At 46.7% G+C, this 20,355-nt stretch carries 16 protein-coding genes and 2 rRNA genes (1 of these 18 only partly in view); 8 read left to right on the forward strand and 10 right to left on the reverse strand.

The window, feature by feature from the left end:
• The 3 genes from ACOCLE_RS22320 to ACOCLE_RS22330 all read left to right on the forward strand — a co-directional run.
• Positions 1-2,126, forward strand: a 23S ribosomal RNA gene (locus ACOCLE_RS22320); it begins 765 nt to the left of the window's first position.
• A gap of 118 nt (positions 2,127-2,244) precedes the next feature.
• Positions 2,245-2,360, forward strand: a 5S ribosomal RNA gene (gene rrf / locus ACOCLE_RS22325).
• 368 nt (positions 2,361-2,728) lie between these two features.
• On the forward strand, positions 2,729-3,268 hold the full coding sequence (locus tag ACOCLE_RS22330) for a chorismate mutase (protein WP_419534300.1): 540 nt from the start codon (positions 2,729-2,731) through the stop codon (positions 3,266-3,268).
• On the opposite strand, the gene ACOCLE_RS22335 is transcribed toward ACOCLE_RS22330, so the two are convergent.
• A complete protein-coding gene (locus ACOCLE_RS22335; protein WP_419534301.1) occupies positions 3,265-3,666 on the reverse strand; it encodes a PPC domain-containing DNA-binding protein in 402 nt (133 codons plus the stop codon). The two genes, ACOCLE_RS22330 and ACOCLE_RS22335, sit on opposite strands and share 4 nt — an antisense overlap.
• A 211-nt stretch (positions 3,667-3,877) precedes the next feature.
• On the opposite strand from ACOCLE_RS22335, the gene ACOCLE_RS22340 reads away from it, so the two are divergent.
• Complete coding sequence (locus ACOCLE_RS22340) at positions 3,878-4,276, forward strand: hypothetical protein (protein ID WP_419534302.1); 399 nt, start codon at positions 3,878-3,880, stop codon at positions 4,274-4,276.
• 38 nt (positions 4,277-4,314) lie between these two features.
• On the opposite strand, the gene ACOCLE_RS22345 is transcribed toward ACOCLE_RS22340, so the two are convergent.
• Positions 4,315-4,974, reverse strand: a complete 660-nt coding sequence (locus ACOCLE_RS22345) for a 7-cyano-7-deazaguanine/7-aminomethyl-7-deazaguanine transporter (protein ID WP_419534303.1) — start codon at positions 4,972-4,974, stop codon at positions 4,315-4,317.
• Positions 4,975-5,381: 407 nt separating this feature from the next.
• Here ACOCLE_RS22345 and ACOCLE_RS22350 point away from each other — a divergent pair, with 407 nt between their 5' ends.
• Positions 5,382-7,643 (forward strand): penicillin acylase family protein, encoded by a 2,262-nt coding sequence (locus tag ACOCLE_RS22350; RefSeq protein ID WP_419534304.1) that lies wholly within the window; start codon positions 5,382-5,384, stop codon positions 7,641-7,643.
• Here the strand turns inward: ACOCLE_RS22350 and ACOCLE_RS22355 are convergent.
• The 4 genes from ACOCLE_RS22355 to ACOCLE_RS22370 form a co-directional block, all read right to left on the reverse strand.
• Positions 7,640-8,893: an MFS transporter gene (locus ACOCLE_RS22355; protein WP_419534305.1), complete on the reverse strand. Its 1,254-nt coding sequence runs from the start codon at positions 8,891-8,893 to the stop codon at positions 7,640-7,642. The two genes, ACOCLE_RS22350 and ACOCLE_RS22355, sit on opposite strands and share 4 nt — an antisense overlap.
• Before the next feature lie 137 nt (positions 8,894-9,030).
• Positions 9,031-10,188, reverse strand: coding sequence for a M20 family metallopeptidase (locus ACOCLE_RS22360; RefSeq protein ID WP_419534306.1), 1,158 nt, complete (start codon positions 10,186-10,188; stop codon positions 9,031-9,033).
• A 91-nt stretch (positions 10,189-10,279) separates the two neighbouring features.
• Positions 10,280-11,515 carry a flavodoxin-dependent (E)-4-hydroxy-3-methylbut-2-enyl-diphosphate synthase gene (ispG, locus tag ACOCLE_RS22365; protein ID WP_419534307.1) on the reverse strand — a complete coding sequence of 412 codons (1,236 nt, stop codon included), beginning with the start codon at positions 11,513-11,515 and terminating at the stop codon, positions 10,280-10,282.
• 89 nt (positions 11,516-11,604) lie between these two features.
• Positions 11,605-13,530, reverse strand: coding sequence for a transglycosylase SLT domain-containing protein (locus tag ACOCLE_RS22370; RefSeq protein ID WP_419534308.1), 1,926 nt, complete (start codon positions 13,528-13,530; stop codon positions 11,605-11,607).
• 426 nt (positions 13,531-13,956) lie between these two features.
• Between ACOCLE_RS22370 and ACOCLE_RS22375 the strand changes: the two genes are divergently transcribed.
• Entirely contained in the window at positions 13,957-14,139 is a 183-nt protein-coding gene (locus ACOCLE_RS22375) for a type II toxin-antitoxin system RelB/DinJ family antitoxin (RefSeq protein WP_419534309.1), read from the forward strand.
• Between the two features lie 10 nt (positions 14,140-14,149).
• Here ACOCLE_RS22375 and ACOCLE_RS22380 read toward each other — a convergent pair whose 3' ends face one another.
• Positions 14,150-14,923, reverse strand: coding sequence for a hypothetical protein (locus ACOCLE_RS22380; protein WP_419534310.1), 774 nt, complete (start codon positions 14,921-14,923; stop codon positions 14,150-14,152).
• Between the two features lie 9 nt (positions 14,924-14,932).
• Here ACOCLE_RS22380 and ACOCLE_RS22385 point away from each other — a divergent pair, with 9 nt between their 5' ends.
• Complete coding sequence (locus ACOCLE_RS22385) at positions 14,933-15,247, forward strand: Rieske (2Fe-2S) protein (RefSeq protein ID WP_419534311.1); 315 nt, start codon at positions 14,933-14,935, stop codon at positions 15,245-15,247.
• A gap of 48 nt (positions 15,248-15,295) precedes the next feature.
• On the opposite strand, the gene ACOCLE_RS22390 is transcribed toward ACOCLE_RS22385, so the two are convergent.
• Complete coding sequence (locus ACOCLE_RS22390) at positions 15,296-16,177, reverse strand: hypothetical protein (RefSeq protein WP_419534312.1); 882 nt, start codon at positions 16,175-16,177, stop codon at positions 15,296-15,298.
• Between ACOCLE_RS22390 and ACOCLE_RS22395 the strand changes: the two genes are divergently transcribed.
• Positions 16,176-17,456, forward strand: a complete 1,281-nt coding sequence (locus ACOCLE_RS22395) for an ISKra4 family transposase (RefSeq protein WP_419532972.1) — start codon at positions 16,176-16,178, stop codon at positions 17,454-17,456. The two genes, ACOCLE_RS22390 and ACOCLE_RS22395, sit on opposite strands and share 2 nt — an antisense overlap.
• On the opposite strand, the gene ACOCLE_RS22400 is transcribed toward ACOCLE_RS22395, so the two are convergent.
• A complete protein-coding gene (locus ACOCLE_RS22400; RefSeq protein WP_419534313.1) occupies positions 17,451-19,076 on the reverse strand; it encodes a hypothetical protein in 1,626 nt (541 codons plus the stop codon). The genes ACOCLE_RS22395 and ACOCLE_RS22400 overlap by 6 nt on opposite strands.
• The gene (locus ACOCLE_RS22405) at positions 19,060-20,340 is read right to left on the reverse strand and encodes an ISKra4 family transposase (protein ID WP_419532972.1); all 1,281 of its coding nucleotides are present in this window, start codon (positions 20,338-20,340) and stop codon (positions 19,060-19,062) included. Before ACOCLE_RS22405 ends, ACOCLE_RS22400 begins: the two co-directional genes overlap by 17 nt.
• Positions 20,341-20,355: the final 15 nt, after the last annotated feature.

A 20,355-nucleotide genomic window follows, 5' to 3' on the forward strand; every position in this document is an offset into this window, starting at 1 on the left:
GAGTGAAAGGCTAATCAAGCCCGGAGATAGCTGGTTCTCCTCGAAAGCTATTTAGGTAGCGCCTCGTGTCTAACCATCGGGGGTAGAGCACTGTTTGGGCTAGGGGGTCATCCCGACTTACCAACCCCATGCAAACTCCGAATACCGATGAGTTCAATCACGGGAGACACACGGCGGGTGCTAACGTCCGTCGTGGAAAGGGAAACAACCCAGACCGTCAGCTAAGGTCCCAAAGTAACAGTTAAGTGGGAAACGATGTGAGAAGGCCCAGACAGCCAGGAGGTTGGCTTAGAAGCAGCCACCCTTTAAAGAAAGCGTAATAGCTCACTGGTCGAGTCGGCTCGCGCGGAAGATTTAACGGGGCTCAAACTGTTCACCGAAGCTACGGGTACTTAACTTTGTTAAGTGCGGTAGAGGAGCGTTCTGTAAGCCGTTGAAGGTGTATCGGGAGGTATGCTGGAGGTATCAGAAGTGCGAATGCTGACATGAGTAACGACAAGGGGAGTGAGAAGCTCCCCCGCCGGAAGACCAAGGGTTCCTGCGCAACGTTAATCGGCGCAGGGTGAGTCGGCCCCTAAGGTGAGGTCGAAAGACGTAATCGATGGGAAACAGGTCAATATTCCTGTACCCCTTTTGACTGCGATGGAGTGACGGAGAAGGCTAGGTCAGCGCAGCGTTGGTTGTCTGCGTTTAAGATCGTAGGCTGGGGATCCAGGCAAATCCGGATCCTCAAGGCCGAGAATTGATGACGAGGCTCTACGGAGCCGAAGTGATTGATGCCATGCTTCCAGGAAAAACTTCTAAGCTTCAGGTCAGAAGGGACCGTACCCCAAACCGACACAGGTGGTCAGGTAGAGAATACCAAGGCGCTTGAGAGAACTCGGGTGAAGGAACTAGGCAAAATGGCACCGTAACTTCGGGAGAAGGTGCGCCGGCTTTGGTGATCGGACTTGCTCCGTAAGCTGAGGCTGGTCGAAGATACCAGGTGGCTGCGACTGTTTATTAAAAACACAGCACTGTGCAAACACGAAAGTGGACGTATACGGTGTGACGCCTGCCCGGTGCCGGAAGGTTAATTGATGGGGTTATCTTCGGAGAAGCTCTTGATCGAAGCCCCGGTAAACGGCGGCCGTAACTATAACGGTCCTAAGGTAGCGAAATTCCTTGTCGGGTAAGTTCCGACCTGCACGAATGGCGTAACGATGGCCACGCTGTCTCCACCCGAGACTCAGTGAAATTGAAATCGCTGTTAAGATGCAGCGTATCCGCGGCTAGACGGAAAGACCCCGTGAACCTTTACTACAGCTTCACAGTGGATCTTGATGTTGCTTGTGTAGGATAGGTGGGAGGCTTTGAAGCGTGAACGCCAGTTTGCGTGGAGCCATCCTTGAAATACCACCCTGGCAATATTGAGGTTCTAACCCAGGTCCTGAAACGGGATCGGGGACATTGTGTGGTGGGTAGTTTGACTGGGGCGGTCTCCTCCCAAAGAGTAACGGAGGAGCACGAAGGTTGGCTAAGTACGGTCGGACATCGTACGGTTAGTGTAATGGCACAAGCCAGCTTGACTGCGAGAGGTACATCTCGAGCAGGTACGAAAGTAGGTCATAGTGATCCGGTGGTTCTGAATGGAAGGGCCATCGCTCAACGGATAAAAGGTACTCCGGGGATAACAGGCTGATACCGCCCAAGAGTTCACATCGACGGCGGTGTTTGGCACCTCGATGTCGGCTCATCACATCCTGGGGCTGAAGCCGGTCCCAAGGGTATGGCTGTTCGCCATTTAAAGTGGTACGCGAGCTGGGTTTAGAACGTCGTGAGACAGTTCGGTCCCTATCTGCCGTGGACGTTGGAAGTTTGAGAAGAGCTGCTCCTAGTACGAGAGGACCGGAGTAGACGGACCACTGGTGTTCGGGTTGTGTCGCCAGACGCATTGCCCGGTAGCTATGTTCGGACGGGATAACCGCTGAAAGCATCTAAGCGGGAAGCCCCCTTCAAGATGAGACTTCCCTGGGTACTAGATACCCCTGAAGAGCCGTTAAAGACTATGACGTTGATAGGTTGGGTGTGTAAGCGCTGTGAGGCGTTGAGCTAACCAATACTAATGACTCGTGCGGCTTGACCATATAACGCCAAAGCGATCTGCAGACATGCAGAGCCATACGCAAGAGTGTGAAGCAAGAATCAGCTTAATTACCGGATTCCAGAACTGAGAGCCTGAGGCTTTGAGTTCAACCAGTTAAGCCTGGCGACCATAGAAGGTTAGAACCACCTGATCCCATCCCGAACTCAGCAGTGAAATGACCGATCGCCGATGGTAGTGTGGGGCATCCCCATGTGAGAGTAGGTCATCGCCAGGCACCAATTAGAGAACCCCGATAGAGCAATCTGTCGGGGTTTTTGCTGTGGGTGGTAAAAAATAAATCCACTTCAGACAGGTTAGCTAAATACACTTTCAGCAGGTGCCTTTCTGCTTGGCTCTCTTGGCTCTTCCTCTAATCAGAAAATCCATTCACTGTTCCTGTAGCTGCTAAACTCTTTCAACTTGTAATTACCGGTACTGAACTATTTTTATTTTTTGGCATTTTCAAGACAGGCTTAGCTTTTCTTCAGTGCTGGTGATTCTGGCAGATACTCTAATAGTTGTTGGACAAAATATAATCAGGGTGTCACGGCGGAATCAATGGAATGAAACTGGTTCTAAGCTCAGAGAATTATTGAGGAAACCATGAAGCTTGTTGTAACTGGATTGCTCTGTTTGACACTCTCTACCTTGACGGTTGCAGATACAATGTCGAATGGAATCTTTGAGTTAATCAACCAGCGGCTTACTTATATGCAGGATGTGGCCTTATTTAAGGCCAGGAATCATAGTGCTGTTGAAGATCTGATCAGAGAGCAACAGGTGCTTGAGAAGGCATTGGTTGATGCTCAGCAGGCAGGTTTACAACCAGATTCCATCGCTGATTTCTTTCAGGCTCAGATGGATGCGGCCAAGGCTATTCAGTACCGATATATGGCGGAGTGGTTGTCTGCCAGTCCTGAAAATAAAAAGTACCGTGACCTGGCATCTGAGGTCAGACCCAAGCTTTTGGAGCTCGGTGATCAGATCGTGATACAAATCAGTGAATACCTTAAGGATGGGGGGACATTTGATAATAAAATGCAGAAAGACTTTGTCAGGACGGTTAATACAACCCACTTGTCCGAAAACGATAAAAAGAAAATGTTTGAAAGCCTTCAGATGATACGTCTGATCAAAAACTAGCACTTATCAATGACCAGTTCGGTGTAGCCTGTGGATGAATCAAAAGTCCTTGAGAAGTTCAGCTGTGGATAACTGTGAATAATCACCTCTGCGGTGCTATCAACGATATTTCCTTCTAACAGGTGTCCACCCATAACATGCCCTTTTCTATCAGCCACAGCAATGTGGATATGCTGATGACTTGGTGTCAGCGTTCCCATGATAGAGACGATTTCAAAAGAGCCCTCAGTAACTAACGTCGTTTCAGCACCTGCAAGGCGCAGATTTATTTTGGACAAACAGCCAACACAGGAAACCAATGAGCCTGCGGAAACTCGGTGCTTATTAACAAGTTCCTGTACTGCTATTTTCAGGTCGGTGCCTTGGGTCAGGCGGGTTGCTAATACTGAGATACTCATTGATTAATTAGTTTCAGCTAATCAGCCTATCCTGCATACGATTTATGGAGGGGGCTGAGAAAATGGGAATTACAATTTGAGACGATTGTGTCATTGTTTTGGGATGCTTTGGAGAGAACGGATGGTTATATTGCTCCAAAGACTAGCCCACTGAAGTAATACATAAGTCAGTATATCCAGAATTAAGAATAACAGACTGGACAGTCAAGGGATGGATGAAATGGTAATACAGAAATGCTTTGCGTTGATTGCATTGGCTACTTTATTGGGGGGCTGTGCCAGTTTTGGCGGTGGCTCTTCAGAAGAGTCAGCAACGTTCATAACCCGTATTACAGATGATGGTACAAAGTTATTCGACTATACCGTTTATCCATCGCCGGAGCTCACCAATGCATATCAATTGGAGGGAAAGGGCTGGAAGGCACCGTGGAATGATATTGATCATCTGATCTATACCATGCTCGATAATAAGATTGCGATGACGGGCTATTGCCGGGATGGTTTTATCGAGCTGAACAGTAACTTCTCTGAGGAGTTGTATCAGGTCAGTGGAGAGTGTTTTGAAGTGGCTACTGCTGAAGATCGGACGTATTTCATAGTGAACAGATAAAAAAGCCCCGTTTAACGGGGCTTTTTTATGCAGAGGTTTTATGCCGCTTGTTGAGAACTCATTTGAATGGGTACATTCAACTTGTTCACCAGGAAGTTCAGTAATACACCATACATAGGCAAGAAGAACAGCATGCTGATTATCATTTTGTAGCCATAGTCCACGAAGGCGATTTCCATCCAGTGTGCTGCCATGAATGGGTCTGATGAGCCTGCAAAGGCAAGGCTGAAGAAGCTCAGGGTATCAATCAGGTTACCAGCAATGGTTGAACAGGCTGGTGCTACCCACCACATTGCATTTTGACGTAAACGGTTGAAAACGGTGATATCCATTATTTGACCAATCAGGTATGCCGCAAAGCTGGCAACCGCAATTCTGGCAACAAAGACATTAAAGCTGGAGAGGCTTTCTAACCCCTGAAAGGTTCCATCGACGAAAAGTACTGATACGAGATAGGAGATCAGTAGGGCCGGGAACATGGCGGAGAAGATAATTTTCCTGGCCTGCTGGGATCCATAGATCCTTACGGTCAGGTCAGTAGCCAAGAAAATAAACGGGAAGGTGAATGCCCCCCACGTGGTATGCATGCCAAAAAATTGAAACGGTATTTGTACCAGGTAGTTACTGGCAGTAATGGTAACGATATGAAATATCGATAATAAAAGCAGAATGTTCAGGCCGCGATTGCTGGTTTGCATGGCAAGTCCTTTTTAGCTGAGGTGAGGGAACTCAGGCGCAACACTTAGTGATTAGTGTGTTAGCGTCATTTAAAATGGGCAGTATTCTATCGGGATTTACAACGTTGGACAAAGTGATAATTTTTGCAAGAGTATGATGCTATTTTGATGAGGACTGAAAATGAGAGATGAGTGCATATGCCTAGAGTCTTTCCAGTACTGGTTTTACGATTCAATGGGCAGCTTTGTAAAACTGTGTTATTTTTCCAGCCTCATATAATAAGAACAATGGAGTAGTATCAATGCTGATCTGGTTAAGGAGAGGCTTTTTTCTCCTTGTATCAATATCCCTGCTTATCATTCTTACAGTTTTTGTCCTTCTTCGTCAGAGCCTTCCCGTTCTGGAAGGTGAAGTGAAGGCTCCCTCATTGAATAATTCGGTTACGATTGAACGGGATGTTCTGGGTGTTCCCTTGATCTCTGGCAGTGACCGTAAGGATGTTGCCTTTGCTACCGGGTATCTTCATGCCCAGGAGCGATTTTTTCAGATGGATTTGAATCGGCGAAACTCTGCGGGTGAACTGTCTGAACTGGTGGGTGAGCTGGCGCTGGATCATGATAAACGCCAGAGAAAACATCGTTTTCGCAAGGTTGCTCAGCAGGCGGTTGAGATTATGACCTCTGAGCATCAGGCTCTTTTGAATGCCTATACGAATGGTGTCAATCAGGGGCTGGAAGATCTAGGACGGAAACCTTTTGAATACCTGTTGCTCGGTGTAGAACCTCAGCCCTGGAAAAATGAGGATTCCTATCTGTCGATCTTCAGTATGTACATGGATCTTAATGATGATGAAGTCAAACTGGATAACCTGAAAGGCTTTCTCAGACGTGTGACGGTACCTGCGGTTATTGATTTTCTTTCTCCTCTGAAAACCCGTTGGGACTCACCGATGCAGCCTGGCGAATTACCTGATGTTCCAACCCCCGGGGTAGAGCTGGTTGATCTGCGCAGTAAAGGTGTTGAACTCTATGCCAATCTGGGTGGAACAACTCTGGAAGACAGCCTTATCGGAAGTAACAACTGGGCCGTATCCGGGGAGTTAACGGATCATGGCGGGGCCATCATTCAGGATGATATGCATTTAAGCCATCGTGTGCCCACTATCTGGTATCGAGCGTCTTTGAGTTATCCACACCCTGATCAACCAAAGGATATGGTCAGTATTACCGGGGTCACGTTACCGGGCACGCCATTTATTGTGGTTGGCAGCAACACTCACATAGCCTGGGGCTTTACCAACACTGGTGGTGACTGGGTGGATCTGGTGGAGTTGGATATTTCGGATGGCCAGTACATGACCACTGACGGCCCAAGACCTCTTGAACGCTGGACTGAAATTATCAATATCAAAGGTCAGGAACCGGTCAGCGTTGAGTATTCAGGAACTCACTGGGGGCCAGTTGTTGATTCGGCCTACGACAATACCCAATATGCTCTGCGTTGGACTGCACACCGACCGGAAGCGACCAATGTTAATCTGGTTTATCTGGAAGCTGCCCGTAATGCTGAGCAGGGAATGGCCATTGCCAATCGCAGTGGAATTCCACCACAGAACTTTACGGTGGGTGATCAGGAAGGAAATATTGGCTGGACCGTTGCTGGACAGATTCCAAACCGGTCAGGTATTGATTCCACTTACCCATTACCTTGGCAACAAGCTGATAAAAACTGGGATGGTTGGCTTTCTGGTGTTGATTATCCCCGTGTTTATAATCCTGTTAACCAAAGGGTCTGGACTGCCAATGCGCGTATTGTGAGTGGAGATGATTACGACAAAATGGGGAATGGGGGGTATGCGCTTGGACCTCGTCAGATACAGATCCGTGATGCGTTAATGGCACTGGAAAGAGCGGATGAACTGGCCTTGCTGGACGTCGCTCTGGATCATCGCGCTATTTATATGGATAACTGGCGCCGTTTGATTCTGAATACACTCACAGAAGAGGTGATAGACGGCAGCCCTTCCCGCCAGCAATTTCATCATTTTGTGAAAAACTGGTCTGGTAAGGCGACGGCTGATGACGTGGGTTACCGTCTGGTTCGTGAGTACAAAGATGCCCTTAAACTGAAGATGATGTCTTCACTGGGACGCTATTTTCTCTCGCTTTCTCCAGAGGCCAGAGATGATGTTGAAGATGGCTTTATGCAGAAGTTGAACCATGAAAGTGAGATGGTTTGGCGTCTTCTGGAAGAGCGGCCAATGAACTGGCTGAGTCCACAGTATGAGAGCTGGGATGAGCTTCTGGTCGAAACCGTGGATCAAGTAGTGAATGATCTGGGCGGTGTAGATCAGCTGTCCAGTGCCACCTGGGGGCAGCGAAACATGGCTGACATTCGTCATCCATTGAGTGGTGCTATTCCTGTCTTTGGCAAACTACTGGACATGCCCGCCGTTCCTCTCTCAGGAGATATCTGGATGCCCAAGGCTCAGCGTTCAGATCAAGGTGTGTCTGAACGGATGGTGGTTTCTCCCGGGCGTGAAGATGAAGCAATCTTTCATATGTCGGGCGGTCAGAGTGGTCATCCTCTCTCTCCTTTCTTTACAGCCGGTTATATGGACTGGGTAGAAGGAAAAGCAAGCCCATTCTTGCCGGGTGAAACCAAGTACACCTTAACCATTAATCCTTAGATTTCTGTAAGTTTGTCCTGATAACGATCTTTCCACTGAAGTGAAAGAATCATCAGAACAAAGCTGACCAGCGCTGGCCACAACCCTGGTGATAATAACCAACCATGGTTGCATAGCCACTCCAGCAACATGGGAGTGGCTCCTCCAAAAATGCAGAATGCCAGGTTATGGCAGAATGCCACCCCGCTATAGCGGGCCCCGGTAGGAAATAGCTCAACCATAGAAGCTTCATAGACCCCATTGATCATGCCCTGCGCGATCAGCAGGGGAAGCATAGCGATCACTGGATTGAGAATACCGTGCAGTAAAAAGAAGATTGAAGCGGGTACTGTGGCAATGATCATGATGGAGCCATATCGGATCAGGGGGAGTCTGCCAATACGGTCAGACAATACTGCAAAAATGAAACTCAGAGAGGCTAATATGGTGAAGAATACAAAGCTTCCCATAAACCGGGAGGGAGGTTGATGAAGGTACTCCTGTTGAAATCTGGGCATGAAAAAAAGCACAGATATTGTGACTGCTGGTGCTGCAGCAAGGCTGACCCCCCTCAGTAATTGACTCCTGTAGCCTTTCATCAGGGATATAACAGGAATGGTTTCACGTCTGGAATGATCAAAGGATTCAAAGACTGGCGTTTCCGCCAGAGAATGTCGGAGCCAGAGGCTGATTAATCCAATGACTGACCCCAAGGCAAAAGGAATGCGCCATGCCCACTCGTTAACCGCTTGCTCCCCAAACCAGGCATGAATGAACCAGACTGCACCACTGGCCAGTATATTCCCGAAAGTCAGGCCACTGACAATCAGCCCGGTTACCAGTCCTCGTTTATTTTCCCTTGAGTACTCAGATGCATAGACAACGGAACCGGGCACTTCTCCACCGAGAGAAGCACCCTGAAGAAGCCGGAAGAAAAGCAGCAGTAACGGAGCCATGTTGCCAATGGTGTCGTGTCCGGGAATCAGAGCAATGCCCAAGGTACTCAATGACATAAGAATCATTGAATTCATGTAATAAGGTTTGCGTCCATGCTTATCACCACCATGGCTATAGATAAGCCCACCGATAAATCGGGCGAGATAACCGGCAAAAAAGATCATTAACACCGGCATGATATTTCCTATGCCGGATGCAGCCGGGAAAAAGTTCAGTGAAATGGTACTTGCCAGAAAAATCAGCAGGGTAAAGTCATAAAACTCGAGGGTCGCACTGAGAGTGGTCACCACTCTCAGGCGAAGTGTTAAATTCATAGAACAACCTGTGTTTTTCTTATTTCATGGAGCTGAATGTGCATTGGCTGGAGAAACAAAAGCCCTGCCAGCTTTGAAATTAGATGGGTTGTCTACTTTGTCAATTTTGCAGGGGGAAAAATGGTGTATCGGGTCAGTTATACAGAGCAGAATCGGATAACCGTTTGATACCACGTCTGGTAAACGGCAGGAATGTCGGCTGGCAGCATCCACTCATTGTCTGCATGAACATTGCCTGACTCAACCCCAAAACAGTTAATCACGGGAGCTTGATCGGCCAGAACACAGCCCACGCTGGTGGGGCCGCTGGCTACCAGTGGGAGCTGTTTGCCGCAAGCCTGCTCTGCTTCCTCCTGTACGATCTGAACCAGTCTGGAGTCAGGACGGGTTAGAAATCCTCGGTAATGTTGAACTTCTTCCAGTTCATAATGACCGTCATGAATATCATCAATAATCGCTGCTATTTGATTAAGAACTTGAGTTTTCTCCATGGATGGTAGAAGCCGGATATCAATAAAGGCTGAGCATTGGTCAGGCACTTTGTTGAGTGCATCCCCGCCGTTGATCAGAGTAGGCTGAAGCTGACTGCCAAATGGGAAGTAGGGTTCGGTATGGCTGGTAAGGGAGGTTTCACTCAGTGCGGATAACACCTGTGCCATCCGATTAATGGCATTCACCCCTTTACGGCTGCGGGAGCCAGGATGTGCTGATTTTCCCTGAATATGTACCCAGAGCCTTAGGATGCCACGGGCTCCAATGGATATTTCGCCAGCGCCCTGATAACCGAGGATAATACCATCAGGTCTAGGTGCTTTTTGGATGATTTGCTGAATGCCGGTAAATCGGCCTGACTGTTCATCGGCATCAAATGCGAGAACGAGCGTTCCCTTGAAGGCACTGTCCTGAGATATTTCTCTGGCGAGAATCGAAAACATCGCAATGGCCAGTCTGGCATCAGCGACGCCCCGACCAATCATTCGACCATCAACTATTTCAGTTTTAAAGGGAGACGCTGTTTGCCAATTGGCTGGATCACCTGCAGGTACCGTATCCAAGGGGCTTTCCAGCCAGAGTACTGGCCCATTCCCTTTTTTTACAACACACAGTATTGAAGGGTGTTGTTCGGGACTGATGATTTGTGAAGGAAGGCCATGAGTGGTGAGCCACTTGTGGGTAAATTCAGCAATTGCCTTTTCTGAATCAATATCCGTCTGGGCAGGTATACCCACTAACTGCGAGGTCAGATCAATGATTTCACGCACTAAATGATCATTACCAAGCTGGGAGCTATCCATCTTTCACCAATAATTTTCTACGGGTTGGAAAATTAAGCTATGCAGATAATAGTGATAATGAAGCCGCTACTTATGAGCGGCTTTGATTTACTCAATGGCTGGCGATCAGCTTTTCCCGAGGAGCATACGTTTTTTGAACATACTCTTCGATCAGCTTTTTATAGTCTTCAGCGATGTTCTCACCTTTTAATGTGGTGAACTTCTCGCCATCAACAAATACCGGCGCAGAAGGTGCCTCACCCGTGCCGGGCAGACTGATACCAATATTGGCATGCTTGCTTTCACCTGGACCGTTAACGATACAGCCCATCACGGCAACTTTCATATTCTCCACGCCTACATACTGGTGACGCCAGTTCACCATTTTACTGCGCAGGAAGCCATCCACTTCATCGGTCAGAACCCTGAAGAATGTGCTGGTGGTACGACCACAGCCAGGACAGGCAGTGACTTCAGGAGCAAAGCTGCGAACATCGAGAGCCTGCAGGATCTGTTGGGAAACAATGACTTCCTTATCTCGGGAGGCACCGGGCTCTGGCGTCAGGGAAGTCCGGATAGTATTACCAATACCCTGCTGTAGAAGAATACCCATAGCGACACTGGATGCCACGATACCCTTGCTGCCCATACCTGCTTCGGTCAGACCAAGGTGAAGGGCGTATTCACAGCGATCTGCGAGCATTTGATAGACGCTGATCAGGTCCTGTACCCGGGAAACCTTGCAGGAGATGATGATCTTGTTGGCTGCCAGGCCTCGCTCTACCGCAGCATCTGCGCTGGTCAGAGAAGACAGTACCAGTGCTTCATGGAGTATTTCCTGGGAAGGTCTCGGATTTGCGGATTTGGCATTTTCATCCATCAGCTGGGTAGAGAGTTCTTTGTCGAGGCTACCCCAGTTAACACCGATGCGAACCGGTTTATCGTATTTAATGGCAACGTCAATCATTGCATTAAAACGGTCATCCTTTTTATTGCCGAAGCCAACATTGCCTGGGTTAATCCGGTATTTATGCAGCAGTCTTGCTGTTTCATCATATTTCGTCAGCAACAGGTGGCCGTTGTAATGGAAGTCCCCAACGATAGGTACATTACAGTTGTGCTTGGCGAGACCTTCATAAATTGCAGGAATAGCGGCCGCTGCTTCCTCAGTATTCACCGTTACACGAACGATTTCAGAGCCTGCATCCGCCAGCAGGCGAATCTGATCAATGGTTCTCTGGACATCAGCAGTATCAGTGTCTGTCATTGACTGAACTACTACGGGAGCATCACCGCCAATGGTGACGTGTCCAACCTGAACAGCATGGGTTTTATGACGCCTGTCCATAAACGTTGTTCTCCAAGTAATAAGAATTCGAACCCATCAGTTTATCAGAACCTGATGATTTGTCCTGAGCGATAAACCGAAGGATTCTATCATGGTTTTCGCTGGTCACTCTGTGCAATTACTGGGGGTTCCTGCTGATTAAGACTCAGAGAGGCTACTTCCTGTGGTGAGAACATACGTGCAGGCTGGTTTTCCAACAGGCTGTAGATAACACGGAACGCCATGACATTCTGGACATACTTGCGTGTTTCATCGTAGGGGATAGTTTCAATCCAGATATCCAGAGGTAAATGGCCTCTCTGTTTCAGCCAGCGTTTTACCGGGGTACTTCCGGCATTGTAGGCCGCGGTGGCCATAATCCGGCTGTCTTCGAACCGTTTGGATAGCCATGCCAGATGCGTTGTTCCCAGCGCAATATTGATTTCTGGCTTATAGAGTTCTGACTTCTTGCGGTACGGTATTCCAGCCTGTTTGGCTGCCTGTTTGGCCGTGGCTGGCATCAGCTGCATTAAACCCATGGCTCCGGAGTGAGAGCGTGCTCTGGGGTGGAAGGCACTTTCCTGACGGGCAATGGCCAGAACCCATGGATAATCCAGTTCACGTTTTTCTGCATGTTCACTGAAAAGTTCGGCCTCTGGTGCCGGGAAGCGAAGATCAAGGTCGTCCCAGAGGGTTGCACGAGCCGCTGCCATAATGGCTTGATGATGCCATTCCCATTGCTGGGCCAGATAGGGAATTAACTTCTTCTGGGGATCGCTCAGGCTTGGTGTAATCCTGTTGAGCTCAAGTTGTGCGTTATAAAAGCGCTTATGATGAATCCATTCACGAATACGCTTGAAGCCGGGATAATATTGTTTGAGCTTCTGCAGATCCTGCTGGCGGATGGCTTTCTGCTGGTGGTTGAGCTGAAAGGGTTGTCCTTTAAGGTCTGCCACCAGAAAGGCATAAAAGTTTCGCTCCTGACTAAGCGCCCGGAGGGTTGGGGTTTTCAACAGTGTGGGCTTTTTTGCAAATGGAATACCGAGCGAAAGGTGGCTTTCCTCCTGGTACTTGAGAAGGGCCACTTCTCCCCAGTAACGCCAGCGACTCTGATTCTGTATGGTCGTAGGAAGGCGCTCAATCAGAGTCAGTACTTTTTCCCAGTCCTGTTCGGAGAGCGCCAGCCTGATGCGCCATTCAGTAACTTTGTGATAATCAAAGTCAGGATCGATACTGGATATGATCTCTTCAGCATTTCCGACAAAGTTTTTTGCCGCTTTCATCGCAATCCGCTGGTCGACGGCTGAACGCTGCTCCAGAGAGAAAGGGTGGTTCTTCCGCATTTGTAACCAGGTACTGACAGCAAGATTCAGGTCTCTGGATATCAGTTTCTTGATGCCGTGAATCATAATGACCCGCTGGTGCTCCAACTGGCCATTAAAGTGGACCGAATTCAGTTGTTTGGGGTTTTTATGGATCTCCCAGAAATGCCTGGTCGATGCTTTATAGGCAGAATCTTTAATGGATTTATCCAGATAACGTGCCAGAGAAATGTTATTTTGCTCAGCTGCCATCCAAAAGCGTGAGACTATCAGGCTTTGGGTTAAGCCTCCGGCTGTTTTCCAACTCATAAAGAGGGGGTCACAAGCTTTGTTCTGAGACTTGCCTTGTAACCATAGCGTTTTTGCTTCCTGCCAAGCTCGCTCGGTATGCCCCAGTTTTTGTAGAGCAATCCCTTTCAGGCACTGTAAGCGACCACCATCATCCTGTTGGTAGGCGTTAAGGTAAGCGTTCCAGTTCTTGTTGCTGGCCAGGTAACGGAGCCACTGGTACTGAAGCTGGTCTGCCTGGGGAAGTTCCGGATATTTTGTCGTAAATCGATCAATGTCTCTCTGGTCCAGATTTTTTAAGTTGCCAGACAGACTGAGATATTCCAGATAAGGGGTCAGAGGGTAGTCATTCAGCTCTGTTCTGTATTTTTGATAAAGCTGAAAGTTTCCTTTCTTGAGTGCTTTTTCTACATGGGTGAAGAGCATTTGCTGTCGACTGGAGTCATTTGCCAGACTAGGCTGTGGTAGCAGAAGGGATGTGGCAAGCGAAAAGCCGATAAAGCTATGAAATAGATTGTTAAACATAATAAAACGCTTCTATCTCCGGGGGTCCCTGTTAGTGACTGCGTAAAACGTCCTGTTTTACTCTCTAATGCGTTTGCAAAATTACTGCTGCCAACTAAGACAACCGACTTTCATGAAGGTCATGACAGTTTTCTATACATTGTTATATTTTGTCGTTTGATACCAGTCAATCGGCAGATTAATGTGCGGGTGCAGCTTTATTTATGGTGAAAAGCTCTGGTCTTTTGTGGGGCGAGGGGTTGCTGGAAGGTCGTTCTTTAAAATACGCCTATATATTATTTTAATATATAGGCGTATTTTAAAATAATATTAAGTGAGGTCGTCGTTGTGGCAAAAGAAACTACGGTTCGTGCAAGAATCGATGAAGCACTAAAACAAGAAGCAGAAGAGATTCTACGTCAGCTTGGATTGACGACGTCTCAGGCGATTAATCTCTATTTCAGTCAGATTATCCTTCATAAAGGCATGCCTTTTGATGTGCGTTTGCCGGAAGAGTCCGTTAAAGAGTGACGTTTGACTCTTACCAATAGATTAAATAGGTATTTTTATCACAGAGTACGGCATGACCTTGAAGCGTAATACGACGATCAAGAGGGTTGTACTCTCTTAATGGTGCTATCTGGTGTAATAGCTGACCTGAATGAATGACCATCTGACCTGGCTGATACTCAATATATCTGCATTTACTCTGGATTTCAGCAGAGCCCAGTAATGTGGACCAGAAAGGCATGGCCATGAGGTCTTTATGGCTCTCAGGCCAGGTATTCAGCCCTGCTCCGCTTTCTGGTAACGCCAAGGCCAGTGTGAATGAGAGTGTATTTTGTTTCAGATCGATTTGTTGACCCTCCGGCCATAGCAGCGTCTGGTGCTGAAGATCGATATGCATGCTGGCAACTGGTTCAAGAAACTGCTGGTGAGCCAGAAAGATATGAAAGCCAGGCAAGGCCTGACCATCAGCAAGCTGACACTCCTTACCCGTGATTTGCTTCAAACCACCCAGTACTAAGTCATAAAGCCACTCAAAGTTAGCCCAAAGAATAGGGTTCAAGCGCTCAAGCTTATTGTAATATCGCTTGTTACTCACTCTGGAACTGTCGAGGTAGCTGGCTGCCCCCAGTGTAAAGAATGGGAGGTCCATGTTGCGTTGTTCCCAGTGACTGGAGAGCGCATCAATCTGATGAATGATCTTGTTAACTTGCTTGCTGGTAAGGAGTTCAAGAAATTGCATCGAGTATTTGGAGTCATGGATGTTATTATCCGTTATCGACTTATCAGTTAAACCCGTAAATTTCATGAGGAAAAAATGATTCGTTTATGCGCTATCGAAGAGCTCCAGGACCCAGGCAGTAAAGGTTTCCATAACGAACGTGGGCACATCTTCGCAGTGCGTAAAGGTGATCAGGTATACGTCTATGAAAACAGCTGTCCACATTTTGGTATTAACTTAGAGTGGCAGCCGGACCAGTTTCTGGATTCAGAAAAGCGCTTAATCCAGTGTGCTACCCACGGCGCACAATTTTTGATCGAAACCGGCGAATGTATAGCAGGGCCTTGTCCTGGAGATAAACTCAGCGCACTAGAGTGTGAAGTTCGAAATGGTGTTGTTTATATCGTGTGAGCGGCCAAAGTATGAGCTAACATACCTCTGGCCCCATCAGCGCTGCTTTTAGTCATCAAAGATACCACTATCCGGCTCTGCATCAATTACTGATGAATTTTCAGGTTTGTGCTGGTTCACAAATTGATGAAGCACAACGGTAAGGTCGTTGAGGGCTGTTAAGGTAACGCCTGATTCTTTATGCCTTTCAAGCCTGTGAATATCGTCAGTCCCAAGTACAATCCTAGATTGGCTCCTATCTTGAGAACCGGGCTCTTCCTGCAGGGGGGAGAGCTCATTATCTAAACCGCAGCAGCTATATAGTTCTCTGAGCGTTGCCTGAGCTGATGAAGCGTCGATAGGCCATTTAACTTTATTGAATAGATCAATAGTTAATGACAGGCTGTCAAACATTTCATCATATTCTGGAAGCCGTTCATCCTGATCATGTAAGACTCGCAGGACTCTTTCGTGCACTTCATTCATCTCGTCAAAGCCTTGAATTTCGCCAGAAATAAAGTCCTTTAGTAATTTTTCTTTTGCCTTTTCTGGACTCTCAAGGCAGGGTGACAGGTCACTGCCGATATAGTTGTGTAACTTTACGGCAATGGCATTAACAACGTCTTTTGAAAGTCCCCAGTGCTTGACCCTCTTTATTTCTTCCAACTCATCTGCTGTAAAGTCTAAGCCTTTGGGTAAAGCAGAGCTTAAGTCATGTACTGTAAAAACGTACTTTAATTGAGCACAGATTATTTCCGCTTCCTGATCAGTTGGCCTTAACGTCTGTCGATGGGTAACCTTTGCCAAAATCAACTGGATGGGAGTTCCGATGTCAGCTTGATGGAGTATATATGTCAGGTCACCGAGGGTGCTCTCTCTGAATGATTGAAACAATAGTGCTCTATTTTCACAGCTACTATGGGAACACCACTCATAATAGTTAACTGTCATGCCCGCTTCTGTTATTTCCAGCTCTACCAAAAGCATCGTTTTGCAAATTGAAGTTTCTATAGATTCAGGCAACATGCTGAATCTTGAAGATAGTTTACAGCGTGCACTCAATGAAGCCGGGCAGCTTGGAACAAAAGAGTTATTGGGGCTATTTGAATCACCCAATAAAGAACCTATCGTCGTTAATCAGCAGAAGTGGAACTACAAAGGAAAGGTTCTTAAGCACTATGAAACCTTATACGGTCGTATACCTTTGGAGCGCTCCGTATATCAGGGTGTCAGAGGTGGCAGTACTCTGGCAGCACTTGATCTTCGTGCCGGTATTATTGGTTCAGCTACCCCCAAATTTGCCAAGTCTATCGCCTGGAAATACAGCCAGATGCCAGCGCCTGCGGTAAAAGAAGATTTTGAGACCAACCATCAAAGGACGCTTTCAAATTCTTATATCAAGCATTTATCGGACAGAGTAGGTGCATTAATTGAAGACCAGCAAGACACTCACTACCACCTTCCTCCACTAAAAGAGCCTGTTGAAACAATAGCCATTGGTCTGGATGGAACCTGCATGCTGCTTTGTGAAGAAGGCTGGAGGGAAGCCATGTGTGGGACATTGAGCCTATATTCTGCAGATGGAGACAGGCTCCACACGATATATACAGCCAGTTCGCCAGAGTATGGTAAACAAAGCTTTATGAGCAAGCTCGACGAGGAGATTGCAGATCTAAAACGACTCTACCCAAATGCCACATACATCGGGGTAGCTGACGGGGCTAGAGAAAACTGGAGTTATTTGAAACAACATACCTCTGGGCAGATACTCGATTTTTATCATGCATCTGAATATTTAGCTGGAGCAGCGGAAGCACTGTTTCCAACCAGTAAGGCGAAGCGACACCAGTGGCTTGAAGACAGGCTACATAGTTTGAAAAACAAGCGTGGAGCAGCCAAAAAAATCCTTCAGGAAATTGAATCAGCCGAGCTCCCGAAAAAGACAATCGCACTGACAGAGAAGCGCTACAAAGCTGTGAGCTATTTTACAAACAATCACCAGTTAATGAATTATCATCAGGCGCTTAAACGCCATTGGCCAATAGGTTCAGGAGTTACTGAAGCGGCTTGTAAGACTCTGGTAAAGCAACGATTATGTGGTTCTGGAATGAGGTGGAAAGCAACAGGAGCGGAAGTGCTTTTGACAACAAGAGCACTGATCCAGAGTAAGGGGCGCTGGGAACAACTTTGGTCTGAGTTCATGACTGGAAAGGTTGAAGCTAACCTATGAGTCAGTTATCAAATTGAGAGAGCACCCGTCACCGATCGCTCTTAACGTCAAACCAGATCGATTGAGTCGCTTGAGTGTCTCAATATCCTCATCGTGCAAATCAAACTTCAGACGATTAATGTCAGGACTAAATTCTACATCGACAGGAGCTGCGTGCTCTTCTAAACCACATTTTTGATAAAGATCAAAGATGGCTTTATTAATTGTGAGTCGATTGGCAAACCCATCGGTTCTTTTATTCATTAATTGCATAGTCCAATAAAGACTATCAAACACAAAATCATACCTTGAGGTTAATTCCTCTTCCTCATCAAGTGCATGATACACACGCTCATGAAGTGCTAAAATTTGTTCTGGGGTTGTGAATTTTCCTGTAATTATTTCATCCAGTAAAATAGCTCTGGCGGACTCAGGGCCTTCTAGGTAGGGCATTAGGTCAGTATCAGCTTGGTTATAAAGCATGGTGGTGACTTCACCGATAGCTGCTTTTGCCAACTCACTGTTTCCGTGGCTTATGATGTCGGCAAGCTTTTCTTCTTTGCCTTCAAAGTCCAGCATAGAGAGATGTCGGTTGAAATAAGCTTCTGATACTGAACTATTACTGGCACACACTGTTTTTAGCTGACTACAAATAGCTTCAATATTTGCTTCAGTTGTAGCTTTTGATGTGCGAACACATGCATACATGCTCTGTGACAGTTTAATGAGGCGTAACTCATTCATTGTAAGTTGATGCGTTAACCCTTCTGCTCTTTTACCCACTATTTGCAACGCCCAACGCAGGTTGTCGAATACAGCATTGTATTTTGAGATTAATTCCTGCTGTCCACTGAATGCCTGAGATATTCGCTTTTGAAGTATTGAAATTTGTTCCGGATTTGTAATTTTTCCAGTCACTATTTCATCCAGCATAAGAGCTCTGGCAGACTCTGGATCTTCAAGGTAGGGCAGTAAATCAGTATCAGCTTGTTTATGCAGCATGATGGCGACTTCATGTATAGCGGCTTTTGCCCGCTCGCTGTTTCCATACCTCTGAATGTCAGCAAGCGCATCTTTTTTGACTTCAAAGTCCAACATTGGGAGGTTTAGGTCAGTGTTAATTACTGAACCACAAGTGCACAAGGTTTGCAGCTGATTACAGATCGCTTCAATATCTGCTTCAGAAGTGACTGTTAAAGAGCGAACACATGAATACATCTGCTGTGCCAACGTAATAGTACGCAGCTCATTTAAATACTCTTTATAGATATCTGGAATCTGTTGATTCAATAGCTTTAGATGCATTTCCTCAGTTGTGTCCGGTATGACATCCACCCACCCGTCATCAATCTCTTTTTCTGAGTTTATGGTCACTCCTCTTAGTGTTAAGTCATCAAAAAATTGGCCTGGTTTTTTACTTACTCTTTTGTCTTTTAAATTGACGACTTCGCACCATCCATCTTCATAATCAATGCTTGGCTCAACCAGGGATCCTCTTATTTCATGAAGGATCTCGTGAGTTAATCTTTCAAGTTGCTGTATGTTTTTAATATCACCTGAAACGATTTGGTCTCTTATAATTTGCTTAGCCTGTAATGGGTGCTCTCTCAATTTGATAACTGACTCATAGGTTAGCTTCAACCTTTCCAGTCATGAACTCAGACCAAAGTTGTTCCCAGCGCCCCTTACTCTGGATCAGTGCTCTTGTTGTCAAAAGCACTTCCGCTCCTGTTGCTTTCCACCTCATTCCAGAACCACATAATCGTTGCTTTACCAGAGTCTTACAAGCCGCTTCAGTAACTCCTGAACCTATTGGCCAATGGCGTTTAAGCGCCTGATGATAATTCATTAACTGGTGATTGTTTGTAAAATAGCTCACAGCTTTGTAGCGCTTCTCTGTCAGTGCGATTGTCTTTTTCGGGAGCTCGGCTGATTCAATTTCCTGAAGGATTTTTTTGGCTGCTCCACGCTTGTTTTTCAAACTATGTAGCCTGTCTTCAAGCCACTGGTGTCGCTTCGCCTTACTGGTTGGAAACAGTGCTTCCGCTGCTCCAGCTAAATATTCAGATGCATGATAAAAATCGAGTATCTGCCCAGAGGTATGTTGTTTCAAATAACTCCAGTTTTCTCTAGCCCCGTCAGCTACCCCGATGTATGTGGCATTTGGGTAGAGTCGTTTTAGATCTGCAATCTCCTCGTCGAGCTTGCTCATAAAGCTTTGTTTACCATACTCTGGCGAACTGGCTGTATATATCGTGTGGAGCCTGTCTCCATCTGCAGAATATAGGCTCAATGTCCCACACATGGCTTCCCTCCAGCCTTCTTCACAAAGCAGCATGCAGGTTCCATCCAGACCAATGGCTATTGTTTCAACAGGCTCTTTTAGTGGAGGAAGGTGGTAGTGAGTGTCTTGCTGGTCTTCAATTAATGCACCTACTCTGTCCGATAAATGCTTGATATAAGAATTTGAAAGCGTCCTTTGATGGTTGGTCTCAAAATCTTCTTTTACCGCAGGCGCTGGCATCTGGCTGTATTTCCAGGCGATAGACTTGGCAAATTTGGGGGTAGCTGAACCAATAATACCGGCACGAAGATCAAGTGCTGCCAGAGTACTGCCACCTCTGACACCCTGATATACGGAGCGCTCCAAAGGTATACGACCGTATAAGGTTTCATAGTGCTTAAGAACCTTTCCTTTGTAGTTCCACTTCTGCTGATTAACGACGATAGGTTCTTTATTGGGTGATTCAAATAGCCCCAATAACTCTTTTGTTCCAAGCTGCCCGGCTTCATTGAGTGCACGCTGTAAACTATCTTCAAGATTCAGCATGTTGCCTGAATCTATAGAAACTTCAATTTGCAAAACGATGCTTTTGGTAGAGCTGGAAATAACAGAAGCGGGCATGACAGTTAACTATTA

The sequence above is a fragment of the Endozoicomonas sp. genome (assembly GCF_965196975.1).
Lineage (GTDB): Bacteria > Pseudomonadota > Gammaproteobacteria > Pseudomonadales > Endozoicomonadaceae > Endozoicomonas.

Excerpts from the sequence above, each read along its gene's own strand:
- ACOCLE_RS22330 (WP_419534300.1), top strand. The coding sequence starts at position 2,729 with ATGAAGCTTGTTGTAACTGGATTGCTCTGTTTGACACTCTCTACCTTG.
- ACOCLE_RS22335 (WP_419534301.1), bottom strand. The coding sequence starts at position 3,666 with ATGAGTATCTCAGTATTAGCAACCCGCCTGACCCAAGGCACCGACCTG.
- ACOCLE_RS22340 (WP_419534302.1), top strand. The coding sequence starts at position 3,878 with ATGGATGAAATGGTAATACAGAAATGCTTTGCGTTGATTGCATTGGCT.
- ACOCLE_RS22345 (WP_419534303.1), bottom strand. The coding sequence starts at position 4,974 with ATGCAAACCAGCAATCGCGGCCTGAACATTCTGCTTTTATTATCGATA.
- ACOCLE_RS22355 (WP_419534305.1), bottom strand. The coding sequence starts at position 8,893 with ATGAATTTAACACTTCGCCTGAGAGTGGTGACCACTCTCAGTGCGACC.
- ACOCLE_RS22360 (WP_419534306.1), bottom strand. The coding sequence starts at position 10,188 with ATGGATAGCTCCCAGCTTGGTAATGATCATTTAGTGCGTGAAATCATT.
- ispG (WP_419534307.1), bottom strand. The coding sequence starts at position 11,515 with ATGGACAGGCGTCATAAAACCCATGCTGTTCAGGTTGGACACGTCACC.
- ACOCLE_RS22370 (WP_419534308.1), bottom strand. The coding sequence starts at position 13,530 with ATGCTCTTCACCCATGTAGAAAAAGCACTCAAGAAAGGAAACTTTCAG.
- ACOCLE_RS22380 (WP_419534310.1), bottom strand. The coding sequence starts at position 14,923 with ATGAAATTTACGGGTTTAACTGATAAGTCGATAACGGATAATAACATC.
- ACOCLE_RS22385 (WP_419534311.1), top strand. The coding sequence starts at position 14,933 with ATGATTCGTTTATGCGCTATCGAAGAGCTCCAGGACCCAGGCAGTAAA.
- ACOCLE_RS22395 (WP_419532972.1), top strand. The coding sequence starts at position 16,176 with ATGCCCGCTTCTGTTATTTCCAGCTCTACCAAAAGCATCGTTTTGCAA.
- ACOCLE_RS22390 (WP_419534312.1), bottom strand. The coding sequence starts at position 16,177 with ATGACAGTTAACTATTATGAGTGGTGTTCCCATAGTAGCTGTGAAAAT.
- ACOCLE_RS22405 (WP_419532972.1), bottom strand. The coding sequence starts at position 20,340 with ATGCCCGCTTCTGTTATTTCCAGCTCTACCAAAAGCATCGTTTTGCAA.